The 23,474-nt window shown below is 70.9% G+C and carries 21 protein-coding genes; 12 read left to right on the top strand and 9 right to left on the bottom strand.

The features are described 5' to 3' along the window. Positions 1-148: 148 nt before the first annotated feature. Positions 149-637 carry a phosphate-starvation-inducible PsiE family protein gene (locus N790_RS06655; protein WP_043802377.1) on the bottom strand — a complete coding sequence of 163 codons (489 nt, stop codon included), beginning with the start codon at positions 635-637 and terminating at the stop codon, positions 149-151. A gap of 415 nt (positions 638-1,052) precedes the next feature. Between N790_RS06655 and N790_RS06650 the strand changes: the two genes are divergently transcribed. Next, entirely contained in the window at positions 1,053-1,712 is a 660-nt protein-coding gene (locus N790_RS06650; protein WP_043802375.1) for a glutathione S-transferase family protein, read from the top strand. A gap of 4 nt (positions 1,713-1,716) precedes the next feature. Here N790_RS06650 and N790_RS06645 read toward each other — a convergent pair whose 3' ends face one another. Continuing rightward, positions 1,717-2,460 carry an anti-sigma factor family protein gene (locus tag N790_RS06645; protein ID WP_043802372.1) on the bottom strand — a complete coding sequence of 248 codons (744 nt, stop codon included), beginning with the start codon at positions 2,458-2,460 and terminating at the stop codon, positions 1,717-1,719. Further along, a complete protein-coding gene (locus tag N790_RS06640; protein ID WP_043802370.1) occupies positions 2,457-2,987 on the bottom strand; it encodes an RNA polymerase sigma factor in 531 nt (176 codons plus the stop codon). The genes N790_RS06645 and N790_RS06640 overlap by 4 nt, the downstream gene beginning before the upstream one ends. A 143-nt stretch (positions 2,988-3,130) precedes the next feature. Between N790_RS06640 and N790_RS06635 the strand changes: the two genes are divergently transcribed. Genes N790_RS06635 through N790_RS06620 form a run of 4 tightly spaced genes read left to right on the top strand, consistent with a single transcriptional unit; the run spans position 3,131 to position 5,808 of the window. Then, positions 3,131-4,213 (top strand): catalase family peroxidase, encoded by a 1,083-nt coding sequence (locus tag N790_RS06635; RefSeq protein ID WP_043802368.1) that lies wholly within the window; start codon positions 3,131-3,133, stop codon positions 4,211-4,213. Further along, positions 4,213-4,797, top strand: coding sequence for a cytochrome b (locus N790_RS06630; protein WP_052385750.1), 585 nt, complete (start codon positions 4,213-4,215; stop codon positions 4,795-4,797). Before N790_RS06635 ends, N790_RS06630 begins: the two co-directional genes overlap by 1 nt. 59 nt (positions 4,798-4,856) lie before the next feature. Continuing rightward, positions 4,857-5,426, top strand: a complete 570-nt coding sequence (locus tag N790_RS06625) for an NADPH-dependent FMN reductase (protein WP_043802365.1) — start codon at positions 4,857-4,859, stop codon at positions 5,424-5,426. A gap of 31 nt (positions 5,427-5,457) precedes the next feature. Next, the gene (locus tag N790_RS06620; protein ID WP_043802363.1) at positions 5,458-5,808 is read left to right on the top strand and encodes a DUF3147 family protein; all 351 of its coding nucleotides are present in this window, start codon (positions 5,458-5,460) and stop codon (positions 5,806-5,808) included. Positions 5,809-5,864: 56 nt separating this feature from the next. Here the strand turns inward: N790_RS06620 and N790_RS06615 are convergent, their stop codons facing one another. The 3 genes from N790_RS06615 to acs all read right to left on the bottom strand — a co-directional run bounded on the left by N790_RS06615 (position 5,865) and on the right by acs (position 9,880). Beyond that, positions 5,865-7,058 carry a S1 family peptidase gene (locus N790_RS06615; protein WP_052385749.1) on the bottom strand — a complete coding sequence of 398 codons (1,194 nt, stop codon included), beginning with the start codon at positions 7,056-7,058 and terminating at the stop codon, positions 5,865-5,867. A gap of 180 nt (positions 7,059-7,238) precedes the next feature. Continuing rightward, complete coding sequence (locus N790_RS06610) at positions 7,239-7,916, bottom strand: response regulator transcription factor (protein ID WP_052385748.1); 678 nt, start codon at positions 7,914-7,916, stop codon at positions 7,239-7,241. Positions 7,917-7,918: 2 nt separating this feature from the next. Next, entirely contained in the window at positions 7,919-9,880 is a 1,962-nt protein-coding gene (gene acs / locus N790_RS06605; RefSeq protein ID WP_043802361.1) for an acetate--CoA ligase, read from the bottom strand. 204 nt (positions 9,881-10,084) lie between these two features. Here acs and N790_RS06600 point away from each other — a divergent pair, with 204 nt between their 5' ends. The 4 genes from N790_RS06600 (at position 10,085) to N790_RS06585 (ending at position 13,889) form a co-directional block, all read left to right on the top strand. Then, entirely contained in the window at positions 10,085-11,419 is a 1,335-nt protein-coding gene (locus N790_RS06600) for a DcaP family trimeric outer membrane transporter (protein WP_043802359.1), read from the top strand. A gap of 25 nt (positions 11,420-11,444) precedes the next feature. Beyond that, positions 11,445-11,714 carry a DUF4212 domain-containing protein gene (locus N790_RS06595; RefSeq protein WP_043802356.1) on the top strand — a complete coding sequence of 90 codons (270 nt, stop codon included), beginning with the start codon at positions 11,445-11,447 and terminating at the stop codon, positions 11,712-11,714. Between the two features lie 3 nt (positions 11,715-11,717). Continuing rightward, positions 11,718-13,490 (top strand): sodium:solute symporter family protein, encoded by a 1,773-nt coding sequence (locus N790_RS06590; protein WP_043802355.1) that lies wholly within the window; start codon positions 11,718-11,720, stop codon positions 13,488-13,490. A gap of 99 nt (positions 13,491-13,589) precedes the next feature. Beyond that, positions 13,590-13,889, top strand: a complete 300-nt coding sequence (locus tag N790_RS06585; RefSeq protein ID WP_043802352.1) for a hypothetical protein — start codon at positions 13,590-13,592, stop codon at positions 13,887-13,889. A gap of 72 nt (positions 13,890-13,961) precedes the next feature. On the opposite strand, the gene N790_RS06580 is transcribed toward N790_RS06585, so the two are convergent. From N790_RS06580 to N790_RS06570, 3 genes are all read right to left on the bottom strand, one after another. After that, complete coding sequence (locus tag N790_RS06580; protein WP_043802387.1) at positions 13,962-15,506, bottom strand: SDR family NAD(P)-dependent oxidoreductase; 1,545 nt, start codon at positions 15,504-15,506, stop codon at positions 13,962-13,964. 171 nt (positions 15,507-15,677) lie between these two features. After that, positions 15,678-16,862, bottom strand: coding sequence for a DesA family fatty acid desaturase (locus N790_RS06575; RefSeq protein ID WP_043802349.1), 1,185 nt, complete (start codon positions 16,860-16,862; stop codon positions 15,678-15,680). 108 nt (positions 16,863-16,970) lie between these two features. Next, the gene (locus N790_RS06570; RefSeq protein ID WP_169742153.1) at positions 16,971-20,333 is read right to left on the bottom strand and encodes a mechanosensitive ion channel domain-containing protein; all 3,363 of its coding nucleotides are present in this window, start codon (positions 20,331-20,333) and stop codon (positions 16,971-16,973) included. A gap of 90 nt (positions 20,334-20,423) precedes the next feature. Between N790_RS06570 and mutM the strand changes: the two genes are divergently transcribed. From mutM to N790_RS06555, 3 genes are all read left to right on the top strand, one after another. Then, on the top strand, positions 20,424-21,236 hold the full coding sequence (gene mutM, locus N790_RS06565) for a bifunctional DNA-formamidopyrimidine glycosylase/DNA-(apurinic or apyrimidinic site) lyase (RefSeq protein WP_043802345.1): 813 nt from the start codon (positions 20,424-20,426) through the stop codon (positions 21,234-21,236). A gap of 104 nt (positions 21,237-21,340) precedes the next feature. Further along, on the top strand, positions 21,341-21,904 hold the full coding sequence (locus N790_RS06560; RefSeq protein WP_043802342.1) for an ECF-type sigma factor: 564 nt from the start codon (positions 21,341-21,343) through the stop codon (positions 21,902-21,904). A 15-nt stretch (positions 21,905-21,919) separates the two neighbouring features. Further along, positions 21,920-23,474 (top strand): serine/threonine-protein kinase (locus N790_RS06555; RefSeq protein WP_156969968.1); only part of this gene is annotated, 1,555 nt, incomplete at its 3' end.

Here is a 23,474-nt window from a genome sequence, read left to right as displayed (position 1 = left end):
GGCCGAGGACTGGTGGGAGGCCAAGGGGATGGTCGCTTGTGAAACGCGTGGTCCGTGAGCGCGGTGCGTCCTGCGCTCGACACGGACGCCGGCTGATTCCCGGCACCGCGGGCGTGGGCGGTTTTGCGCCCCGCCGGAATGCGGTGTATCAGCACGCCTGATTCTGTAGGCGATCGTCACGCTCGCGCAGCAGCCAATAGACCACTCCGAGCACCAGGGTGGCTCCGGCCAGCGCGGCGATCGTGCCCGCGGAAGTTGCGCCGGAATCGAGTATGACGAACTTCCTGCTCAACGCGATGAGCGCAATGAGCACCACGGTCTTGACCTGGATGATGCTAGATCGCCGGAGGGCAACGAGGAGGATCGAATGCTTGAACTCCATGGCGATGAGCAGCGTCATGATCATGCCGAAGAGCGCTTGGAAGACATCGTTTCCGAGCGGATCGAAAGCGCCGCTGAACAGCAACATGGCAACACGGATGACCAGCTGCAGGAGCGCCAGCGCGATGACGACCGCAATCACGGAACTCAGGACTATCGCGACGACCTGCTCGAAGCGCTCGTAGACGGACATGATCGGCCAATGCTTGCGCGTCTCCGCGAAGAATCGCCGTTGCGCATGGTGATTGTCGTTCATTGGCCACCCCGTTGCGGGTATGCGCGCCAGCGACCTCCGGGTCGCACCGTGGAGAGGCGTCGGGTCGCCTGATCGTGTCTGGGCGCATCGTTGACCTGCCCGGGCGGAGTGTCAAGCCCGCGCCTGGTCACGACCACCGGGAAGAAGGATCGAAGCGATGCAATAGTGGGCTTTCCGGGAGCACCAAGCCATGTTGGACGACGGAACCCAAGCGTCGACTTGGCGCGTCCCTCGTGATCGCCCAGCCATCGCCTTGGGGGCATGCTTGGCTCGACCGTCGGCAACGATTGATCGCACTGCTGCAGCGGTTGGCGCCTGAACACTTATCTCCTGGCCGAAGGCGGACACTTGTCGCCAGTTTGAAACCCGGCGCCGTCAGTCGGACCATGGGGACTTTCCAAGCCCGGCCCCACTCATGCCCCTCACCCTCTACGGCCACCCCTTCTCCTCCTACACCCAGAAGGCGCTCATCGCCCTCTACGAGAACGGCACGCCGTTCGAGTTCCGCTGCATCAGCCCCGAGCACCCGCAGCACGCCGCCGAGTGGCTGCAGCATTGGCTGCTGCGCAAGTTCCCGCTGCTGGTGGACGACGGGCGCGACGTGGCGGAGACCAGCCTCATCATCGAGTACCTGCAGCTGGCGCACCCGGGGCCGGTGCGGCTGCTGCCGGCCGATGCCATGGCGGCGCTCGGGGTGCGGTTCATGGACCGCTTCTTCGACCTGCACGTGATGCTGCCGGTGCAGGACGCCGTGGCCGCCGCCATCACCGGCAACGCCGCCTGGCGCGACGACGCGCTGGCTGCCACGGTGGAGAAGCTCGACCGCGCCTACGACTGGCTGGAAACCCGCCTGGCCGGCAAAACCTGGGCCACGGGCGACGACTTCACCCTGGCCGACTGCGCCGCCGCGCCCGCGCTGTTCTACGCCGACTGGGTGCAGCGCATCGGCGAACGCTACCCCGTGCTTCGCGCCTACCGCGCCCGCCTGCTGGCGCGGCCTTCGTTCGCGCGCGCCGTGGAGGAAGCACGGCCCTACCGCCACCTGTTCCCGCTCGGCGCGCCGGACCGCGACTAGCGCCTCAGGTCCTGTCCAGCAGCGCCGGCAGCCACCGAGCCGAAGGGTCGGCGGCGGCGCTGACCACGGCGAAACTCAGGTCTTCGCGCGACCAGTAGCGCGCCAGCAGCTCGCCGTCGCGGCGTTCGCCGTCGCCGGCCAGGCGGCCGCGCGGGCGCAGGTAGAAGCCCACGCGCGCGCCGTTGTCGTCGGCATACACCAGCATCGCGGCCGGGCCCTGTTCGGTGGAGAGCAGCCGGCCGCCCTGCAGCTTGTAGCCGGCGGGGCTGAGGTCGGGCACGCGGCCGGCGTCGCCGAAGTTCCGCGCCAGCCAGGCTTCCAGTTCGGCGGTGCGGGCGGCGTCGAATTCCATCGGCGGCGCGTCGGCATCCACGAACTGCCGGTAGGCGGCCACGGCGTCGGCCATGGGCAGCGGCGCGGGCGATTGCAGTGCGCGCGCCTGCCAGCCGAACAGGCCGCCCACGCCCAACGCCACCAGCAGCGAGGCCGCCATGGCCAGGCCGCGCGTGCGTTGCGCGCGCCGGCGCCGGCGAAGGCGCGCGGGGTCTAGCGCGGGGTTGGCGGGCCAGGCTTCGGGCTGCGCCATCAGGGCGCGCAGGCGGTCGGCGTCGCGTTTCCAGCCGCGCACCTCGTCGGCGCGCGCGGGGTTCGCGGCCAGCCAGGCCTCGACCGCGGCGCGGCGCGCGGGGTGCAACTGGCCATCCACGTAGGCGTGCAGTTCGTCTTCGGCGGGGATTTCATGGTTCATCGCAGCACCTTCAGCGCGGGGCGTCCGCCCGCGTCTTCGCCATCCATTTCCCGCAGCGCGCGGCGCGCACGCGACAGGCGCGACATCACGGTGCCGATCGGAATGCCCAGCACGTCGGCGGCCTCGCGGTAGGCCAGGCCTTCCACGCTCACCAGCACCAGCAGCGCGCGCTGCTCGGCCGGCAGCTGGGCCAGGCCGGCCAGGGCGCGGCGCGTTTCCAGGATGTCGTCGGGCCGCGGCACCTGCGCCTCGTCGTCGGCGGCGAACAGGCGCGCGATGCGGCGCCAGCGCCCGGCGCGGCGGTAGTCGTCCACGAACTGGCGGTACAGCACGGAAAACAGCCAGGGCTGCAGCGCTTCGTCGTCGCGGCGCTGGCCGCCGTGGGTGAGCGCGCGCTCCAGCGCCGCCTGCACCAGGTCGTCGGCGGCGGCCGGCTCGGCCACCAGGGTGCGCGCGAAGCGGCGCAGGCGCGGGATCAGTTCGCGCAGCGTGTCGTCGTCCAGCGGGGTCGGGCGGGGCAAGGGCATGGGGGTTTCCTGGCTTCCCGGGAATGACGAACGGCGCCGCCCGATTATTCCCGATGCCCGCCACGGGTGCATGGCAGGGCGGCCCGGGAATAAACCGGGCCGCCCGGGCGTCCCATGGCCAGTCCACCCCGCGAGACCGCGCCATGACCGAAAGCCCCACTCCCGCCCCGCCGCGCTGGCGGTCCCTGGTTCCGTTCGTCGGCATCGCCACCGTGGTGGCGGCGCTGGCCGCGGCCTTCGCCTTCACCGCGGGCTGGCTATCGCCGGCGCGGCTGACGGCGCCGCGCCTGGTGGACACCATCGAAGGCGGCAAGGCCCAGCCCGGCTTCCGCCGCGCGCATGCCAAGGGCGTATGCGTGGAAGGCTATTTCGAACCCACGGCGGAAGGCGCGGCCCTGTCGAAGGCCCGCGTGTTCAGCCAGGCACGCACGCCGGTGCTGGGCCGCCTGTCCATCGGCGGCGGCGACCCGCACGCCATGGAAGCGCAGGCGCGCGTGCGCAGCGTGGGCCTGCTGCTGCAGACCGACGACGGCCAGCAGTGGCGCATGGCCATGAACAGCTTCCCGTTCTTCAGCGTGGCCACGCCGCAGGCCTTCGCCGAGCAGATCGTGGCCTCACGCCCCGACCCGGCCACCGGCAAGCCCGACCCGGCGCGCCTGCAGGCCTTCCTGGAACGCCACCCCGAAGCCGCGAAGTTCATGGCCTGGGCGAAATCGGCGCCGTGGTCGAACAGCTGGGCCAACACGCGGTTCAACGGCGTGAACGCCTTTCGCTTCATCGACGCCGCTGGTGGCTCGCGCTTCGTGCGCTGGTCGCTGGCGCCGCTGGCGCCGTTCGAACCGCTCGACGAAACCACGCGGCAAACCGCCGACGCCGGTTACCTGGCGCAGGACCTGTCGACGCGCCTAGCGCAGGCGCCGGTGCGCTGGACGCTGGAAGTCACCGTGGCCGAGCCCGGCGACGCGGTGGACGACCCGTCGCAGCCCTGGCCCGAAGAACGCCCGCGCGTGGCCGCCGGCACGCTGGTGCTGGAGCGCGCCACGCCGCAGGCCACCGGTGCCTGCCGCGACGTGAACTTCGACCCGACCCTGGTGCCCGACGGCATCGCGCTGTCGGGCGACCCGGTGCTGGCCGCGCGCGCCGGGGCCTATTCGGCCTCGTTCAACCGCCGCCAGCGCGAGGTCGCCGCCGGCGCCTGGCCGCTGGCCACCGTGGGAGACGAGTGATGGACGCGCCCAAGACCTTCGACCGCACCGCGCGCTGGCTGCACTGGTCCATGGCGGTGATGATCGTGGCGATGCTGTTCATCGGCGTCGGCATGGTGGCGTCGCTGTCGCTGCGGCCGCTGCTGCTCGACATCCACCGGCCGCTGGGCCTGGCGATCCTGGTGCTGGCGCTGCTGCGCCTGCGCCACCGCCGCCGGCATCCGCCGCCGCCGCTGCCCGCTTCGCTGCCGGCGCCGCAGGCGATGGCCGCGCGCGCTTCGCACTGGCTGCTGTACGGCCTGATGCTGGCGATGCCGCTGCTGGGCTGGGCGATGTCGTCGGCCGGCGGCTACCCGGTGCTGTTGCCCGGCGGCTGGGTGCTGCCGGCGCTGGCGCCGCAGGACCCGGTGCTCTACAGCGCGCTGCGCAGCGCCCACGGCGCGCTGGGCTACGGCCTGTTCGCGCTGGTGCTGGTGCACCTGGCGGCCGCGTTGCACCACGCCTGGGTGCGCCGCGACGGGGTGTTCGAGGCGATGGCGGGGCGCCACCGCGCCGCCACCCGCGTGGAGCGGGAACCGCCCTCGCGACGGGAGGATCCCGGCTGAGCCGGATCGCCGGCCGAAAGGGCGTATCGTCGGAAGCCCACCCCTCCAGGAGCGTTGCCATGTCCCGGTTCAAGGTTGGTTACCTGATCGGCAGCCTGTCCAGCCAGTCGATCAACCGCAAGCTCGCCAAGGCGCTGATCCGGCTCGCGCCGGAGGGCATGCAGTTCCACGAAATCGCCTTCCGCGACCTGCCGCTTTACAGCCCGGATTACGACGCCGATTTCCCGCAGGTGGCGCTGGATTTCAAGGCGGCCATCGCCGCGTCCGACGCGGTGCTGTTCGTCACGCCCGAATACAACCGCTCCATCCCGGGCGGACTGAAGAACGCCATCGACTGGGCCACGCGCCCGTCGGGCACCAATTCGTTCGCGCGCAAGCCGTCGGCGGTCATCGGCACGTCGCCGGGCGCCATCGGCACCGCCATCGCGCAGCAGAGCCTGCGCGGCGTTCTGGGCTTCTGCAATTCGCCGCAGATGACCTCGCCGGAGGCCTACATCCAGTTCAAGCCGGGCCTGATCACCGACGAGGGCGAAGTGACGGTGCCCGGCACCGAGGACTTCCTGCGCAAGTACATGGCCGAGTTCCACGCCTTCATTGGCCGCGTGCTCACGGTGCTGCCGCGGCAATGACGGCCGCGCCCTGCCTGGACAAGGAGACCTGATGGCCTGGCTGATAACGAAGTTCGCCTTCACCGCCGCCGTGATCGTGCTGGTGTCGGAAGTGGCCAAGCGCAGCGACAAGGCCGGGGCGCTGATCGCGGCCTTGCCGCTGGTCACGCTGATGGCGCTGGTGTGGCTGCACGTCGAGGGGCAGCCGCAGGAGAAAGTGGCGAAACACGCCTGGTACACGTTCTGGTACGTGCTGCCGACGCTGCCGATGTTCCTGGCGTTCCCCTATTTGCTGCCGCGCGTCGGCTTCTGGCCGAGCTTGCTCGCGAGCGCCGTCATCACGGTGGCGTCGTTCGGCGCTTTCGCGCTGGTGGTGCGTCGGTTCGGGATCGAGCTGCTGTAGCCCATGAAGACGCCCCGGCGAACCGGGGCGTCTTCGGCGACATGCGTGGCGGGGCTTTACGGGCTGGTGGACAGCGTCAGGCCGTAGCCCTGCAGCAGCGCGTTGAGCGGCTGGAAGTAGCTGGTGGCCAGCTTGGCCTGCTTGCCCTTGCAGCTGTAGTTTCCGCCGGAAAGCACGCCCTGGCCCTGGCCGGCGCCGGTGATGAAGGCGCCGCCGGAATCGCCACCTTCAGCGCACACTTTCACCTGGGTGAGGCCGTTCACGCTGGCATCGGGGTACTGCACGGTGACGTTCTTGGCTTCGATCACGCCGCAATGCAGGCCGGTGGTGCGGCCCGAGCGACAGACGCTGGCGCCGATGGGCGCTTCGGTGCTGCCGTACACCGGGATGTCGCTGCCGCTGTAACCATCGACCACCGGAAGCAGGGTGTGGTTGTTGTCCACCTGCACCCAGGCGCGATCGGAGCCGGGGAAGTTCGACGCGGCGAAGGCGCCGATCTGGCTCACGGTGCGGCGGTTGACCGCCACGAAGGCGCGGTCGCCGGCGTTGCCGCAATGGCCGGCGGTGGCGAAGCCCTTGGCGCCGTTGCGGGTGACGGCGAAACCGACCGAGCAGTAGTAGTAGTTGCTGCCGTCGTTGGACAGGTATTCGCTGCCACCCTGCAGCGTGGCCAGCGGCATTGGCGCCGATTCCATGCGCTGGAAGCGGATGGTGTCGGCGTCGGCGCCCGTGGCGGCGATGAAGCCGATGGCCGCGGCTTCGGCGCCCGGCGCGACGTTGACGGTCACGCTGTTGTTGCGCACGTCGACGAACCAGCCGTAGACGCCTTCGGGCGACTTGGCGCCGTGGGCGAGCAGCGTATCGATTTCCCCTTTCGAGGCTTCAAGGCGGTCGAGGCTGTGGCGCACGCTGCGGATTTCGGCGCCGGCGGGCGCGCGCTGCGGCGTGATGGAGGTGGTGGCCACGACCAGCTGGTACTGGCCGTTGCCCTTGCGCTCGAGCCAGCTGCCGGCGAAACGTTCGCCCTGGGCTTTCGCCAGCGCTTTCTCCTCACGCAGGGCCAGGCGCTCGGCCTGCACGTACTGGGTGAGCTGTTCGGACGTGAGCCCGAGATCTCGCTGCATGGCCTCGCGCACGGCGGGCAACATGGCCCGGTCGCCGGGCGCAGCCGAGGCGGCCATGGCGGCGAAGAGGGCAAGGGGGGAAATGGCAAGCAGGCCACGACGGGCCCAGGAGGCGAACTTTCGCATCTGCAGGTTCCTCTCGTCTTTGGACGGGGGATGTGCAGGACCTGCCGTGGGGGCGTCTGGACAGCAGGCGGGGCGGGCCCGGCAGGCCGAGGATGGCACAGGACGCCATGCCGGTCGAATCAGCCGGCCCCCGAAATGGCGGCGGGAAAGATTCACCGGGCGGCAGCTTGGCCGCCGGACTCAGGCGCCGGCGTCGCCTTCGGCCTGCAAGCTGCCGGGATCCACGGCCAGCCGCCCCGCCATCAGCACGGCTTGCGTGCGGTTGCTGGCGCCGAGCTTGCGCAGGATGGCGGTCATGTGGGCTTTCACGGTGGCTTCGGAAACGCCGAGCGCGTGGGCGATCTGCTTGTTGAGCAGGCCGCTGCCCAGCATGCCGAGCACTCGGAACTGCTGCGGCGTCAGTTCGGCCAGGCGGCGCGCCACCTGGGCTTCCTCGGGGTGCAGGCCGTCGGCGGTTTCGGCCTGCGGCGGCGCCCACTGGCCGCCTTCGAGCACGGTGGCGATGGCTTCGCGGATGGTGCCCGGGTCGGAGGATTTCGGGATGAAGCCGGCGGCGCCGTGTTCCAGCGCGCGCCGCACCACCGTGGGCTCTTCGCGCGCCGACACCACCACGATGGGCAGCTGCGGCTGCACCGCCCGCAGGTGCACCAGCGCGCTGAAACCGTGCGCGCCGGGCATGTTCAGGTCGAGCAGCAACAGGTCGGCCTCGGGGTGGGACTCGGCGCTGGCGAAGAGCGCGTCGGCGCTGTCCGATTCCACCAGCCGCGCCTGCGGCAGCAGCTTCGACACCGCGCCCTTGAGCGCCTCGCGGAACAGCGGATGGTCGTCCGCGACCAGGATGGTGGGCGCGGGCGACACGCTCAGCGCACCTGCCGCTCGCGCACCAGCGACTCCACCACGCCCGGGTCGGCCAGCGTGGAGGTGTCGCCCAGGCCGGCGCGGTCCACGCCCTCGGGGCCGGCCTCGGCGATCTTGCGCAGGATGCGCCGCATGATCTTGCCGCTGCGGGTCTTGGGCAGGCCCGGCGCCCACTGCAGCCAGTCGGGCGCGGCGATGGGGCCGATCTCGTGGCGCACGTGCTGCACCAGCTCCTTGCGCAGCGCGTCGGTGGGCTCCACGCCCGCCTTCAGCGTGACGTAGGCATAGATGCCCTGGCCCTTGATGTCGTGCGGCGCGCCCACCACGGCGGCCTCGGCCACGGCGGCGTGCGCCACCAGCGCGCTTTCCACTTCGGCCGTGCCCATGCGGTGGCCGGAGACGTTGATCACGTCGTCCACGCGGCCGGTGATCCAGTAGTAGCCGTCGGCGTCGCGGCGGCAGCCGTCGCCGGTGAAGTACATGCCGGGGTAGGTCTTGAAGTAGGTGTCGATGAAGCGCTGGTGGTCGCCGTAGACGCTGCGCATCTGGCCCGGCCAGGAATCCTTCAGCACCAGGTTGCCTTCGGTGGCGCCTTCGAGCACGCGGCCCTCCGCGTCCACCAGCGCCGGCTGCACGCCGTAGAAGGGCAGCGTGGCCGAGCCGGGCTTGGTGGCCACGGCGCCGGGCAGCGGCGAGATCAGGATGCCGCCGGTTTCGGTCTGCCACCAGGTGTCGACGATGGGGCAGCGTTCTTCGCCGACGACGCGGTTGTACCACTCCCAGGCCTCGGGGTTGATGGGCTCGCCCACCGTGCCCAGCAGGCGGATGGACGTGCGCTTGCTGCGCTTCACCGGCGCGTCGCCCTCGCGCATCAGCGCGCGGATGGCGGTGGGCGCGGTGTAGAAGATGGTCACCTGGTGGCGGTCGCACACTTCCCAGAAGCGGCCCGGGTCGGGGTAGGTGGGCACGCCCTCGAACATCAGCGAGGTGGCGCCGTTGGCCAGCGGGCCGTACACCACGTAGCTGTGGCCGGTCACCCAGCCCACGTCGGCGGTGCACCAGAAGACGTCGTCTTCCTTCAGGTCGAACACGCATTCGTGCGTGTAGCTGGCCCAGGTGAGGTAGCCGCCGCTGGTGTGCAGCACGCCCTTGGGTTTGCCGGTGCTGCCCGAGGTGTAGAGGATGAACAGCGGGTCTTCCGCGTTCATCGGCCTGGCGGCATGCGTGGCCGGCTGGCTTTCCACCACGGCGTCGTACCAGCGGTCGCGCGGCATCTGCATGGGCACGCCGCCGCCGGTGTGGCGCACCACCAGCACGGTTTCCACGGTGTTGGTGCCGGGCTTGCGCAGGGCCTCGTCCACGTTGGCCTTGAGCGGGATGGTCTTGCCGCCGCGCAGGCCCTCGTCGGCGGTGATCACCAGCTTGCTGGCGCAGTCGGCGATGCGGTTGGCGATGGAATCGGGCGAAAAACCGCCGAACACCACCGAGTGGATGGCGCCGATGCGGGCGCAGGCCAGCATGGCCACCGCGGCCTCGGGGATCATGGGCAGGTAGATCGTGATGCGGTCGCCCTTCACCACGCCCAGCGACTCGAGCGCGTTGGCCAGGCGGCAGACCATGCCGTGCAGCTCGCGGTAGGTGATGCGGCGCGGTTCCGTGGCCGGGTCGTCGGCTTCCCACAGGATGGCCACCTTGTCGCCGCGTTCGGCCAGGTGGCGGTCCAGGCAGTTTACGCTGACGTTGAGCTCGCCGTCGGCGTACCAGCGGATGTGGAAGTCCTTGAGGTCGTAGCTGGTGTCCTTGGCCCGGGTGTAGGGCTTGTCCCAGTGCAGGCGCTTGCCCACCTTCGACCAGTAGGCCTCGGGGTCGCGCACGGAGGCGGCGTAGTCGCGCTCGTAGTCGGCGCGCCGGATGGCGGCGGCGGCCTCGAAGGCCGGGGGAACGGGGATGATGCGCTCGGACATGGGGGCTCCTGCGGCCCGTGGCCGCGCGGGTTCATTACAAGATTACTCGCCTGCGGCTCATTCTGGGGCAGCTCCCCCGCCACCCAATTAGACCTTCGTCTAAACCCGCCCCGCCTTCGACCAATGGGTAATGGCCCGGGCCCCGGCGCCACCACAGACTCGCCCGGCCAACGTGGCAACGGTCCGAATTCCGGGAGGGGAAGGATGAACCGATTCAACCTTAGACAACGGTCCACGCTGTCGCTCGCCCTGCTGCTGGCGATCGCGGCGCCGGGCCAGGCGCTGGCGCAGGACGCCGGCGCGCAGGACCTCGAGGCGCGCATCGCGCAGCTCGAGCAGATGGTGGGCGCGCTCAAGTCGGAGCTCGAGGCGCAGAAAGCCGCGGCCGCCGCGGCCCAGGCCGCGAAACCGGCGCCGCCCGCGCAGCCGATCCAGGCGACGGCGATCATGCCGGGCGCCAACCCCGGCACGCGCTTCAGCTTCGGCGGCTTCATCAAGCTCGACGCCATGATGACCGACACCAGCGACGGCGAGATCGCCGACAGCTCGGCCGGCCGCCTGTTCTACCTGCCCAGCGCGACGCCGGTGGGCGGCGTGGACGAGGAGTCGCCCGACTTCGACGCCCACGCGCAGTTCTCGCGCGTGTGGTTCGGCGCCGACACCGACCTCGACGGCCACAAGCTCAAGGCCTACCTCGAGATGGACCTGTTCGGCGGCGCGCTCGGCAACGAAGTGGCCACCAACACCTACGGCGTCACCATCCGCCACGCCTACGTGGCCTGGGACCGGTGGCTGGCCGGCCAGACCTGGTCGAACTTCCAGGACGTGGCGGCGCTACCCGACGCGGTGGACTTCATCGGCCCGACCGAAGGCACCATCTTCGTGCGCCAGGCCCAGCTGCGTTACACCAACGGCGCGTTCTCGGCCTCGCTGGAGAACCCGGAGACCACGTTCACCGGCTACCTCAACGGCGCGCGCGGCTCCAGCGACGACAATTCGGTGCCCGACCTGACCCTGCGCTGGCTGCACAAGGCCGACTGGGGCCACTTCACCGTCGCGGGCCTGGTGCGCCAGCTGAAGGTGGAAACCGCCAGCACCAGCGAAAGCGACACCGGCTTCGCGCTCAGCGTCTCGGGCAAGTGGAACCTCGGCCCCAACGACGACATCCGCTACATGGCCAGCGCCGGCAGCGGCATCGGCCGCTACCTCGGCCTGGGCCTGGGCCCGGACGCCATGGTGGCCGCCGACGGCTCGCTCGACGCGCTCGACGGCTACGGCGGCTTCATCGCCTGGCGCCACGCCTTCAGCCCGAAGCTGCGCGGCAACGTGTTCTATTCGATGGCGCAGTTCGACAACAACCCGCTGCTGACCGGGCTGGCCGTCACCGAATCGGCGCGGTCGTTCCACGCCAACCTGATCTACTCGCCGCTGCCCAAGGTGGACATCGGCGCCGAGCTGATCTGGGGCAACCGCGAAATCGAGAGCGGTGCCGACGGCGACCTCCGCCGCCTGCACATGCACGTCAAGTACAGCTTCTGACCCTGCGCCGGGAGGCCAGATAAATATGACCAGTCCAATTACCGAAGAGCGGCGCAAGGAGTACTGGCGCCGCACGCTCCGGATCACGGCGATCCTGCTGTCGATCTGGTTCGTCGTGACCTACGTGTTGATCTTCTTCGCGATTCCGCTGAACGAGTTCACTTTCCTTGGCTTCCCCTTCGCCTTCTACATGGGCGCGCAGGGGGCGCTTGTCGTCTACGTGGTGCTGATCGTGTTCTACGCCTGGTACATGAACAGGCTGGACCGCGAATTCGGCGTGGCCGAGGAGGGCTGACCCATGTCCGGTGATTTCGTAAGCCGACTTCCCAAGATCTACGGCATGTACACCGGGGGCTTCATCGCCTTCGTCATCGCGCTCGCCATCGGCGAGCAGCTGGGCATGCCCAACGCCTGGATCGGTTACGTGTTCATGGCCGCCACCATAGGCCTGTACGCGATGATCGGCATCATGAGCCGCACGGCGGAGACCGACGAGTACTACGTCGCCGGCCGCCGCGTGCCCGCGCTCTACAACGGCATGGCCACCGGCGCCGACTGGATGTCCGCGGCCAGCTTCATCGGCATGGCGGGCACCCTGTACGCGCAGGGTTACGACGGCCTGGCCTTCGTGATGGGCTGGACCGGCGGCTACGTGCTGGTGGCGCTGTTCCTGGCGCCGTACCTGCGCAAGTTCGGCCAGTACACCATCCCGGACTTCCTGGGCACGCGCTACGGCGGCAACCTGCCGCGCACCATCGGCATCATCTGCGCCATCACGGCCAGCTTCACCTACGTGATCGCGCAGATCTACGGCGCCGGCATCATCACCAGCCGCTTCCTGGGCATCGACCTGGCCACCGGCGTCTGGGTGGGCCTGATCGGCGTGCTGGTGTGCTCGCTGCTGGGCGGCATGCGCGCGGTGACCTGGACCCAGGTGGCCCAGTACATCATCCTGATCATCGCCTACCTGGTGCCCGTGGTCTGGCTGTCGATCAAGGTCACCGGCAACCCGGTGCCGCAGCTGGCCTACGGCGAAGTGCTGCAGCAGATCGGCGCGCTCGAGCAGCAGCTCGGCGTCACCGCCGGCCACGCCACGCCCTTCGTCAAGAACGACATGGTCAACTTCATGGCCCTGACGTTCTGCCTGATGGTGGGTACGGCCGCGCTGCCGCACATTCTGATGCGCTTCTTCACCACCCCCAGCGTCAAGGAAGCACGCAAGTCGGTGGGCTGGAGCCTGTTCTTCATCTTCCTGCTCTACTTCACCGCGCCGGCCTATGCGGCCTTCGCCAAGCTCGAGGTCTATTCCAACGTGATCGGGCAGTCCATCGCCACGCTCCCGGCGTGGGTGGCCTCGTGGTCGCAGGTGGGCCTGGTGTCCATCTGCGACGCGGTGGACGCGATGACGGTGGTGAAGGGCTGCACGGCGAACGGCAACGGCGACGGCATCCTGCAGCTGGCCGAGCTGGTGCTCAACGCCGACGCGATCGTGCTGGCCACGCCGGAAATCGCCGGCCTGCCCTACGTCATCGCCGGCCTGGTGGCCGCGGGTGGCCTGGCGGCGGCGCTGTCGACGGCCGACGGCCTGCTGCTGACGATCTCCAACGCGCTCTCGCACGACGTGTACTACAAGATGGTCAACCCGAACGCGTCGGCCAAGAAGCGCCTCACGGTGGCCCGCGTGCTGCTGCTGGGCGTGGCGGCCATCGCGGCCTACGCGGCTTCGAACGCACCGGCGACCATCCTGTCGATCGTGGCCTGGGCGTTCTCGATCGCGGCGGCGGCGTTCTTCCCCGCGCTGGTGCTGGGCATCTTCTGGAAGCGCGCGAACCGCGCCGGCGCGGTGGCCGGCATGCTGGTCGGCTTCGGCCTCACGTTGTACTACCTGATCAACGTGAAGTTCCTGGGCATGACCCCGTGGTTCGGCATCAAGGACGTTTCCGCCGGCATCTTCGGCATCCCGCTCGGTTTCATCACCATCGTCGTGGTGAGCCTGCTCACCAAGGAGCCGTCGCAGGAGGTCAAGGACATGGTCGAGGACCTGCGTTACCCGCGACTGGCCAAGGGCTGATCGGCCCGCCGCGTCCTTCCTCCCCGAAGGGCGCGGCTTCCGCGGCGCCGGTGCCCCCAGCACCGGCGCCTTTTTTCTGACCTTCGCTAGAATCAGGCCATGCTGACCGCCTACACCCTGCTGCAATACCTGCTGGCCGTGCTGATGTGGACCCTAGTGGGCCGCGGCCTGCTGCGCGTGATGATCCCCGGCGACCCGATGCGCAACCCGGTCTACCGGCTGTTCACCTGGGCGCTGTGGCCGGTACTGGCGCCGCTGCGCGCCACCCTGGGCCGCGTGGTGCCGCATTCGCACCTGGGCTGGTACGCGCTGTTCGCCCTGCTGGCGCTGCGCGTGGGCTTGTACATGCTGTTCTACAGCCAGGGCTGGCTGGTCCTGCCCACGAAGGCATCCCTGTAGGAGCGGCTTCAGCCGCGACCGCTCTTCGCGAAAGGCGGTCGCGGCTGAAGCCGCTCCTACAGGGGCTCGGTCTTACCAGTCGGTGGGGCGGTAGTCCTTGAGGAACTGGCCCCAGACATGGTGCCCGGTGTTGAAGCCGTCGATGATGGGATCGACGATGCGCGCCGCGCCGTCGACGATGTCCAGCGGCGGGTGGAAGCGTTCTTCCTTCGTCTTGCGCGCTGCGATCTCCACCGGGTCTTCGTCGGTCACCCAGCCGGTGTCCACCGCGTTCATGTGGATGCCGTCGCCGTGGTAATCGGCGGCCGAGGTGCGCGTCATCATGTTCAGCGCCGCCTTGGCCATGTTGGTGTGCGGGTGCCGGGTGGTCTTGAAGTTGCGGTAGAACTGCCCCTCCATCGCCGAGACGTTGACGATGTGCTTGTCGCGTTCGGGCGTGCGCAGCATCAGCGGCTTCAGGCGCGCGTTGATGATGAAGGGCGCCACGGCGTTCACCAGCTGCACCTCCAGCAGTTCCACCGACGGCACCTCGTGCATCTGCAGGCGCCAGGAATTGCGGCCGCGCAGGTCCACCTGCTGCAGGTCCTGGTCCAGGCGGCCCTCGGGGAACAGGTGCTGCTGGCCCAGCAGTTCCTCCGCCAGCAGCGGCACCTGCGAGAGCTCCGCCGAACGCGCGATGCCCGGCGCCGGCGCGCCGTGCGCCAGCGCGTTGCCGTCGGGCACCAAGTCGTAGCCGCGCAGGCCTTCGTAGCTGCCCAGCAGCTTGCGCACGTGCTGGGGCATGTCGGCGTGCGCGGCGGTTTCGCCGGCGATCATGTGCGCGTAGAAGGCCGGCGGGCGGCGCACGGTCTGGCAGGCGTTGTTGATGATGAAATCGAGCCGGTCGCGGGTGGCCAGCAGGGTCTGGCAGAAGGCCTCCACGCTGGGCGTGTGGCGCAGGTCCAGGCCGAACACCTCGAGGCGGTGGCCCCACTCCTCGAAATCGGGCTCCTCGGCGTAACGCGCGGCGGAATCGCGCGGGAAGCGCGTGGTGACGATCAGCGAGGCGCCGGCGCGCAGCAGCTTCAGGCCCGCCTGGTAGCCGATCTTGACGCGGCCGCCGGTGAGCAGCGCCACGCGCCCACGCAGGTCGGCGGTTTCGGTGCGCTTGTGGAAATTGAACTCGGCGCAGGGCGGGCACATCTGGTCGTAGAAGTGGTGGATGCGCGTGTACTTTTCCTTGCACACGTAGCAGTGCTGCGGCTCGATGGTCTCGCGCGCGGGGTCGTCGGTGATCTGGTCCACCGGCGCCTTCGCGGGCGGGAAGTAGTTCGGCGTCGAGAACACCGGCTTGCTGCGCAGCTCGCGGATGCCGGTGGCGTTGAGCACGGCGTCGTCGTGGGCGTTCTTCTTCTGCACGCGCTCGCGCCGGGCTTCGCGGCGGCGCTTGCGGTGGTCGAGCGGGTCGGGGTTGTGGAAGCGGTTCACCGCGGCCTTCAGGCGCTTCTGCTCGGACTCGGGCAGGGCCTCGAACGCGGCCTTGTCGGCCGCCACGGTTTCGAGCAGTTCGGCGGCGGCGCGCAGGCGCTCGACCAGGGACTGGCCGCCATCGGGCGGAGTCGGAGGGGTATCGGTCATGGAAAGTGGGTGCAAAGCCGGCGCCGTGGCGCCCGAAGGCGCCCATTCTCGCAGGAACCGGCCCGGGGCAGGCGCGACGGCCAGCGCCTGCGCAAGGCGGCGAAGCGCAGGACCGGAAATGGAACGGGCCCGCCGAAGCGGGCCCGTGCCGGGTGACGCGGTGGAGCGGGCTCAGGCGCGCGCGGGCGCCATGGAATAGCCCTTCAGGCGCGCCGAGAACTCCTCGAGCTGGCGGATGCCGGAGGCTTCGGCCTCGGCGCACCAGGCGCGCAGGGCCTCGAGCTTGGTCTCGGCCTCGGCGCTCTTGATCTCGTAGATCGCCAGCAGGCGCTGGCGGAACTCGAGCAGGCGCTGGGTGTTCGGGCGCTCGGCGATCCAGGCGCTGAAGCGCGCGCGGTTGTCGTCGCTGAGCCACTTGCCCTCGCTGCGGAAGGCGCGGCGCAGGCGGCCCGGCAGGTCCTGGGCTTCGGCCTTGAGGTGCGGCTTGAGCACCAGCTGGAAGTAGTCGGTGGCCACCTGCCAGCGGTGCGCCATGACCGCGCGCATGGTGTCGGCGTCGGGCACCTGGATGTTCGGGCGCACGTCGAGCTCCGGCGCCACGCGCAGCACCTTGGCCAGGCCCAGGGCCTGCAGGCCGCGGATCACGGTCCAGCCGATGTCGAATTCGTACTTGCGCAGCGCGAACTTGGCCGAGCTGGGGAAGGCGTGGTGGTTGTTGTGCAGCTCTTCGCCGCCCACCCAGAACGCCCACGGGGTGAGGTTGGTGGCGGTGTCGGCGGTGTCGAAGTTGCGGTAGCCCCACCAGTGGCCCAGGCCATTGATGACGCCGGCGGCCCAGAACGGGATCCAGGCCATCTGCAGCGCCCAGATGGCGATGCCCGGCAGGCCGAACAGCGCCAGGTTGATGGCCAGCATGGTCACCGGGCCCATCGTCGGCCAGCGGGTGTAGAGCTTGCGTTCGATCCAGTCGTCCGGCGAACCCTTGCCGTACTTCTCGAGCATGTCCTTGTCTTCGCGCGCGCTCTGGTAGAGCTCGACGCCGCGCCACAGCACCTTGTTGATGCCCTGGAAGCGCGGGCTGTGCGGGTCTTCGGCGGTTTCGCACTTGGCGTGGTGCTTGCGGTGCACCGCGGTCCATTCCTTGGTGACCATGGCGGTGGTGAGCCAGGCCCAGAAGCGGAAGAAGTGGGTGAGCACCGGGTGGAAATCGACGCCGCGGTGCGCCGCGCTGCGGTGCAGGTACAGGGTGACGGTGAAGATGGTGACCTGCACCACCACCAGGAAATACAGGGCCATCTGCCAGTAGCTGGCCTGCGTGAGGCCGCGGGCCAGCCAGTCGAACAACTCGGGGGACATCCAGGACTCCAGGGGGGGCGGGCGCTCTGGCCCGGTATCAGGGACGATGATGCCCGCCGTCGCCGGTGGCGTCACCCTCCGGCTTCGTATGGGGGCGCCGCGCGGCGCTCACAAGGGGCCGGGACGGGGCTCCGGCGACGCCGGGGCGGCCGGCGGGGCGGCCGGCAGGTCGCGCACGTGCACGTCCAGCTGCGGGTAGGCGAAGCCCACGCCATGCTGTTCGAACAGCTCCACCAGCCTCACGTTCAGCTCGTTGCGCACCGCCAGGCGGTCGGAAATGGCGCCCACGAACACCCGCAGCTCGAAATCGAGCGAATTGGCGCCGAACTCCAGCAGCCAGCTGCGCGGCGCCGGCGATTCCAGCACGCGGGGGTTCTCGGCCGCGGCCTGGGCCAGCAGCCGGTGCACCAGGGCCGGGTCGGTGCCGTAGTCCACGCCCACCTTCACCACGATGCGGGTGGTTTCGTCGCTGAGCGTCCAGTTCACCAGCTGGCCGGTGATGAAGGTCTTGTTCGGGACCACGATTTCCTTGTTGTCGAAGTCCAGGATGGTGGTGGCGCGGGTGCGGATGCGGGTGACGGTGCCGTCGAGGTTGTTCACGGTGATCACGTCGCCGACCCGGAACGGCCGCTCGAACAGCAGGATCAGGCCCGAGACGAAATTGGCGAAGATTTCCTGCAGGCCGAAGCCCAGGCCCACCGTCAGCGCCGCCGCCATCCACTGCAGCTGGCCCCAGCGCAGGCCCAGCAGGCCCAGTCCGACGACGATGCCCACCATCACGATGGCGTAGCGCGAAACGCTGGTGATGGCGTAACGCGAGGCCGAGTCGATGTTCACCTTCGACAGCAGGCCGATCTCGAGCAGGCCCGGCAGGTTGCGCGCCGCCACCACGGTCAGCGCCAGCGCCACCACGCCCAGCAGCGCCGCCATCAGCGTGATGGGCACGGCGGTGGTGCCGCCGTCGGCGGCGGTTTCGGCGATCGACCACAGCACCACTTCGTCCAGGCGCGCGAAGGCCGGCATCACGCCGGACCACACCCAGGCCAGGCCCAGCACCAGCAGCACCAGCTTCAGCGCGCGCAGCAGGCGGCGGGTCTGGGCGTTGACCTTGTCGAGCGCGAGGTCGGCGTCCGCTTCCACCGGCAGCGCTTCGCCGCCGTCCTCGTCGCCGCCGCCTTCGGTGCGCGCGGCGGCCTCGGCTTCGCGCTTGAGTTCGAGCCGGCGGTAGGCCAGGCGGCGTTCGCCCAGCGCCGACCAGCGCGACAGCAGCCCGTGCAGCACCGCCACCGCGGTGAACACGCCGACGCTGGCGAACTGCGCGTCGAGCACGATGGCGGTGGAATACACGAAGCCGTCGATGGCCAGCGCCGCGCAGGCCAGCTGCGCGGCCGGCAGCAGGACGCGCAGCGCGCGGCGCGCGGCCGAGGGTTCCAGCACCACGCCGCGGCGCATCCACAGCGCGTCCGGCGCCAGCAGCCGCCACAGCGCCCAGGCCGAGAGCAGCGAGGCCAGCACGATGCCCAGGCGCGCCGAGACGTCGATGGCCAGGTCCTGCCCGCGCAGGAAGGCCAGCGCGACGATGAAGTACAGCGGCAGCAGGCCCGCCATCAGGCGCGGCAGCCAGCGCTGCAGGGCCTCGCGGCGCGCCCGCACCCAGCGGAAATGCGCATGCGCCAGGCCGCGCTCGCGCACCAGCCAGGCCAGGAAGGACAAGGTGAACGCCGCCGGCGCCAGCGCCTGCAGCGCGCCGCCGAGGGAGTCGCTGTACTTGCCGCGTTCGCCCACCTGCTGCAGCAGGTCGCCGAGCAGCCACAGCGCGGCCGCGCCGGGCAGCGCCGCCAGCACGGTCCAGCCCAGGCTCTGCAGGGTGCGGCGGTAGCGGTCGTGCTGCACTTCGCGCACGGCCTGCGCCAGGCCCTCCAGCCGCGCCGGGGCGCGCCGGCGCAGCCACAGCAGGGCGAGCACCAGCGCCACCGCGCCGGCGTAGCGGAAGGGCCGCTGCGCCACCGATTCCGACAGCAGCCGCGCGCTGGTGGCGAAGCGGGAAGGCTTGGCCAGGTCGCGGGCGCCTTCCGGCCAGCGGCCGAACCAGGCGGTGTCCACCGGCGGGTGGCTGCGGATCCACAGCAGGTTGCGGTCGAGCAGCTGGCGCAGTTCGGTGGTGGCCTGCAGGCGCGCCTGCAGGGTGCGTTCGGCCTGTTCGAGCGCGGCCACCTGGCGCCACAGCAGCGGTTCGAGCCGGGCCGCGAGGTCGACGCGGGCTTCCAGCCACGTGCGCACCGGGTCGTTGCCGGCGGCGCGGGCGGCGGGGCCGTCTTCGTCCTGGCGGGCCGGGTCGTTGGCGCGCAGCTGGCGCGCCAGCGCGGCGGGGTCGCCGAGGTCGCGCTGGGTTTCGTCCAGGGCGATCAGGCGCAGGCGCACGCCGGCGAGCTCCTTGCGCACCCCGGACAGGCGTTCGGACAGGGCCGCCTCGCTTTCGAGCCGGCGCAGCACGGCCCACAGCCAGGTGCCCACCTGTTCGCTGCGGCCGCCGAGCTCGAGGCGGGTGCGGCTGTCGCGCAGGGCGGCGCGGTCCCGGGCCAGGGCCTGTTCCTCGGCGGCCAGCTTGCCGCGCTGGCCGGCCAGGGCCTCGTTGGCGGCCAGCAGTTCGCGGGCCAGGGCCAGGTTGTCGGCGGCGGCCTTGGCCAGCACGGCGTCGCCGGGCGGCAGGGCGGCGGCGCGGGTTTCCACCTGCCCGGCCAGGGCCTGCAGGGCCTCGCGGCCGAGTTCGGCGATGCGCTGCTGCAGCAGGGCCAGGCGCGGTTCGTGCTGGGCCAGGCGCTGGCGCAGCACGCGCAGCTCCAGTTCCTGCAGGCGCTGGCGGGTGCCGGCGAAATCCTGCTCGGCTTCGCGCAGCTGCAGTTCGGCCTCGGCGCGGCGGCGCTCGGCGGCCTGGCGCAGGCGGCGCGATTCGGTGAGCGCGGCGGGCTCGCCGTCGGTGGCCGGCACCGGCGCGGACAGGTCCTCGAGGCGGCGGCGCAGGTCGTCCACGCCGCCGGCCGCGCCGGCCGAGGGCGCCAGCGCGGCGCCCAGGTCGGAGGTGAGGCGGGCGATGCGGTCGCCCAGGCGTTCGGCTTCCAGCCGTTCCTGTTCCAGCAGGCGCTCGAGCAGCTCCACGTCGGAAGTGGCCGGCAGCCGGGCGCGCCAGCGGGCCAGGGCCTGGCCCGGGTCCTGCTGCAGGTCGCGCTCGAATTCCGCGGTGCGGGCCGGGGCGGTGGCGGCTTCGGCGCGCAGGGCGTCGAACTGCTGGCGGAACTGTGCGCCCTCGCGGTCGGCGGCGGTGGCGGCGTCGAGGTTGTCGCTGGCGGCCTGGCGCTGCGGATCGGCCAGCGTGCCCAGGGCCCCGCGCAGGCTTTCCACCGGCCCGGACGGGGCGGCCAGGAGAGCGATGGGCAAGAGCAGCAGGGCCAGGCCCAGGGCGAGGCGGGACACGGGGGGCTTCAGGCGCATCCGCCTAGGCTATGCCGCGCGCCGGGGCGCGGCAATTGACCCGCGCCGGGCCGGCTCTGCGACACTTCGCCCATGCCCGAATTGCCCGAAGTCGAAACCACCCGGCGCGGCCTGGCGCCGCACGTGGAAGGCCGCCTGGTCACCGGCGTGGTGCTGCGCCGCCCGGACCTGCGCTGGCCGATCCCGCCCGAAGTGGCGCGCGAACTGCCCGGCCAGCGCGTGCTGGGCGTGCGCCGGCGCGCCAAGTACCTGCTGCTCGACACCGCCCCCGGCAGCGCGCTGCTGCACCTGGGCATGAGCGGCATGCTGCGCGTGCTGCCCGCCGCCACGCCGGTGGCCGCGCACGACCACGTGGACCTGGCGCTCGATTCCGGCCGGGTGCTGCGCTTCACCGACCCGCGCCGCTTCGGCTGCCTGCTCTGGCAGCCGGCGGGCGAGACCCACGAACTGCTGGCCCACCTGGGCCCGGAACCGCTGTCGGACGCCTTCGGCGGCGACTACCTCTTCGAGCTCAGCCGCGGCCGCAAGGCGCCGGTGAAGACCTTCCTGATGGACCAGGCGGTGGTGGTGGGCGTGGGCAACATCTACGCCGCCGAGAGCCTGTTCCGGGCCGGCATCGCCCCCGGCCGGGCCGCCGGCTCGGTCAGCCGCGAGCGCTACCGCCGCCTGGCTGGGGCGGTGAAGACCATCCTGGCCCACGCCATCACCCGCGGCGGCACCACGCTGCGAGATTTTCTCAGCCCCGACGGCGCGCCGGGCTATTTCGAGCAGGAGTTGTTCGTCTACGGCCGGGAAGGCGAAAACTGCAAGGTTTGCGGCCGGAAAATCCGCGATGGGCGCATGGGGAACCGCGCCACGGCATGGTGTCCCGGCTGCCAGCGGTGACAGGCGGTCGGGCCTGAAGGCCCTCCTGCAGCCCGCCGGAGCGTGACCTGGCGAACACTTTGGTTATAGTGTCCCCAGCCCGCGCAGACGGGCTCCGGGGAAGCATGAACGACACCGCCGAAATCACCCAGTGGTTGAGCGCCGCCCGTGGCGGTGACAAGTCCGCGCTCGACCGGGTGCTGGCCACGCTTTACCGCGAATTGCACGGCATGGCCCGGCGCCAGCTCGGCGGCCAGCAGCACGGCCACACGCTCGACACCACCGCCCTGGTGCACGAGGCCTACCTCAAGCTCGCCGGCCGCGCCGAGGCCGAGTTCGAGGACCGCGCCCACTTCTTCGCCTACGCCGCCAGCGCCATGCGCTCGGTGGTGGTCGACTACGCCCGCCAGCGCATGGCGGTGAAGCGCGGCGGCGACCTGCACCGCGTCACCGACCTGCCCGAGGACGCCGGCGGCGGCATGCGCCTGGACGAGGACATGCTGGGCCTGGACGTGGCGCTGAACAAACTCAACGCCCTCGACCCGCGCCTGGCCCAGGTGGTGGAGATGCGCTACTTCGCCGGCCTGTCGGAAACCGAGATCGCCGGCCTGCTCAAGCGCTCCGAGCGCAGCGTGCGCCGCGACTGGCAGAAGGCCCGCATGTTCCTGCTGGCCGCGCTGCAGGGCTGAACCAGGCCACCGGGCGTGGATACCGAGCGCTGGTCCACGCTGTCGCTGCTGCTCGACGAACTGCTCGAGATGGAGCCGGCGGCGCGCGACCGCCGGCTCGCCGAGATCACCCTGGCCGACGCCTCGCTCGGCGAAGAACTCCGCAGGCTGATCGCGCTCGAGGACGAGCGGCCCGATTTCCTGGCCGAATCGGTGGTCAACGCCTCGCTGTTCGCGCCCCAGCCCGGGCAGTCCATCGGCCCCTACAAGCTCGAGCGGCCGCTGGGCGAAGGCGGCATGGGCCAGGTGTGGCTGGCGCTGCGCGCCGACGGCCTTTACCACCGCCGCGTGGCCCTGAAGCTGCTGCGCCCGGGCCTGGGCGACGCCGGCCTGCGCCAGCGCTTCACCCGCGAGCGGCAGATCCTGGCGCGGCTGGGGCACGCCCACATCGCCCGCCTGCTCGACGCCGGCGTGAGCGCCGACGGCCAGCCCTACCTGGCGCTGGACTACGTGCAGGGCGAACCGATCACCCAGTACGCGCAGCAGCTCAAGCTTTCCATACCGGCGCGGCTGAAGCTGTTCCTGCAGGTCTGCGCCGCGGTGAGCCACGCCCACGCCAACCTGGTGGTGCACCGCGACCTCAAGCCCTCGAACATCCTGGTCACCTCGGCCGGCGAGGTCTGCCTGCTTGACTTCGGCATCGCCAAGCTCCTCGACGAAGCCCCGGGCGACGCCACCGAGATCACCGGCACCGGCACGCGCGCGTTCACCCTGTACTACGCCGCGCCCGAGCAGCTGCGCCACGGCGTCATCACCACCATGACCGACGTGTATTCGCTCGGCGTGGTGCTGTACGAACTGCTGGTGGGCCGCAAGCCCTACGACCCGGCGCGCAGCACCGACGCGGCCTGGGAGGAAGCCATCCTCGGCGCCGACCCGGTGCGTCCCTCGCAGGCCGCCTACCGCCACGCGCGCGACGCGGGCGACCCGCACCCGCGCCGGCGGTCGCACGAGCTGGCCGGGGACCTCGACAACATCCTGCTCAAGGCCCTGGCCAAGGCGCCGGAAGACCGCTACGTCTCGGTCGAGGCCCTGGCCCAGGACCTGCGCCGCCACCTCGACGGCGAGCCGGTGCTGGCGCGGCCGCAGAGCCTGGGCTACCGCGCGGCCAAGTTCGCCCGCCGCAACTCGGTGGCGCTGGGCGTGGGCGCCACGATCTCGGCGCTGGTGGTGGCGGCGCTGGGCTTCATGGCCTGGCAGACCGAGCGCGCGCTGCAGGAAGCCGGGCGCGCGCAGGCCATGCAGGATTTCGTCATCGCGCTGTTCGAAAACACCGAACAGGCCAACGGCGACGGTGGCCTGGACGCGCGCACCCTGCTCGACGCCGGCGTGCGCCGCGCCGACACCGAACTGCGCGGCCAGCCGCAGGCGCGCGCCGAACTGCTGGGGCTGATCGCACGCCTGCGCCAGGGCCTGGGCGACGACCGCCAGGCGCTGGAACTGCTCGACCGCCAGTCGGAACTGCTGGGCGGCCTGCCCGGCGACGCGCCGGCGCGCCTGGGCGTGGAATCGGCGGCGCTGCGCGGCCGCA

It is taken from the genome of Arenimonas malthae CC-JY-1 (assembly GCF_000747075.1).
Classification (GTDB): domain Bacteria; phylum Pseudomonadota; class Gammaproteobacteria; order Xanthomonadales; family Xanthomonadaceae; genus Arenimonas; species Arenimonas malthae.
This window is presented reverse-complemented; position numbering and strand designations above follow the sequence as displayed.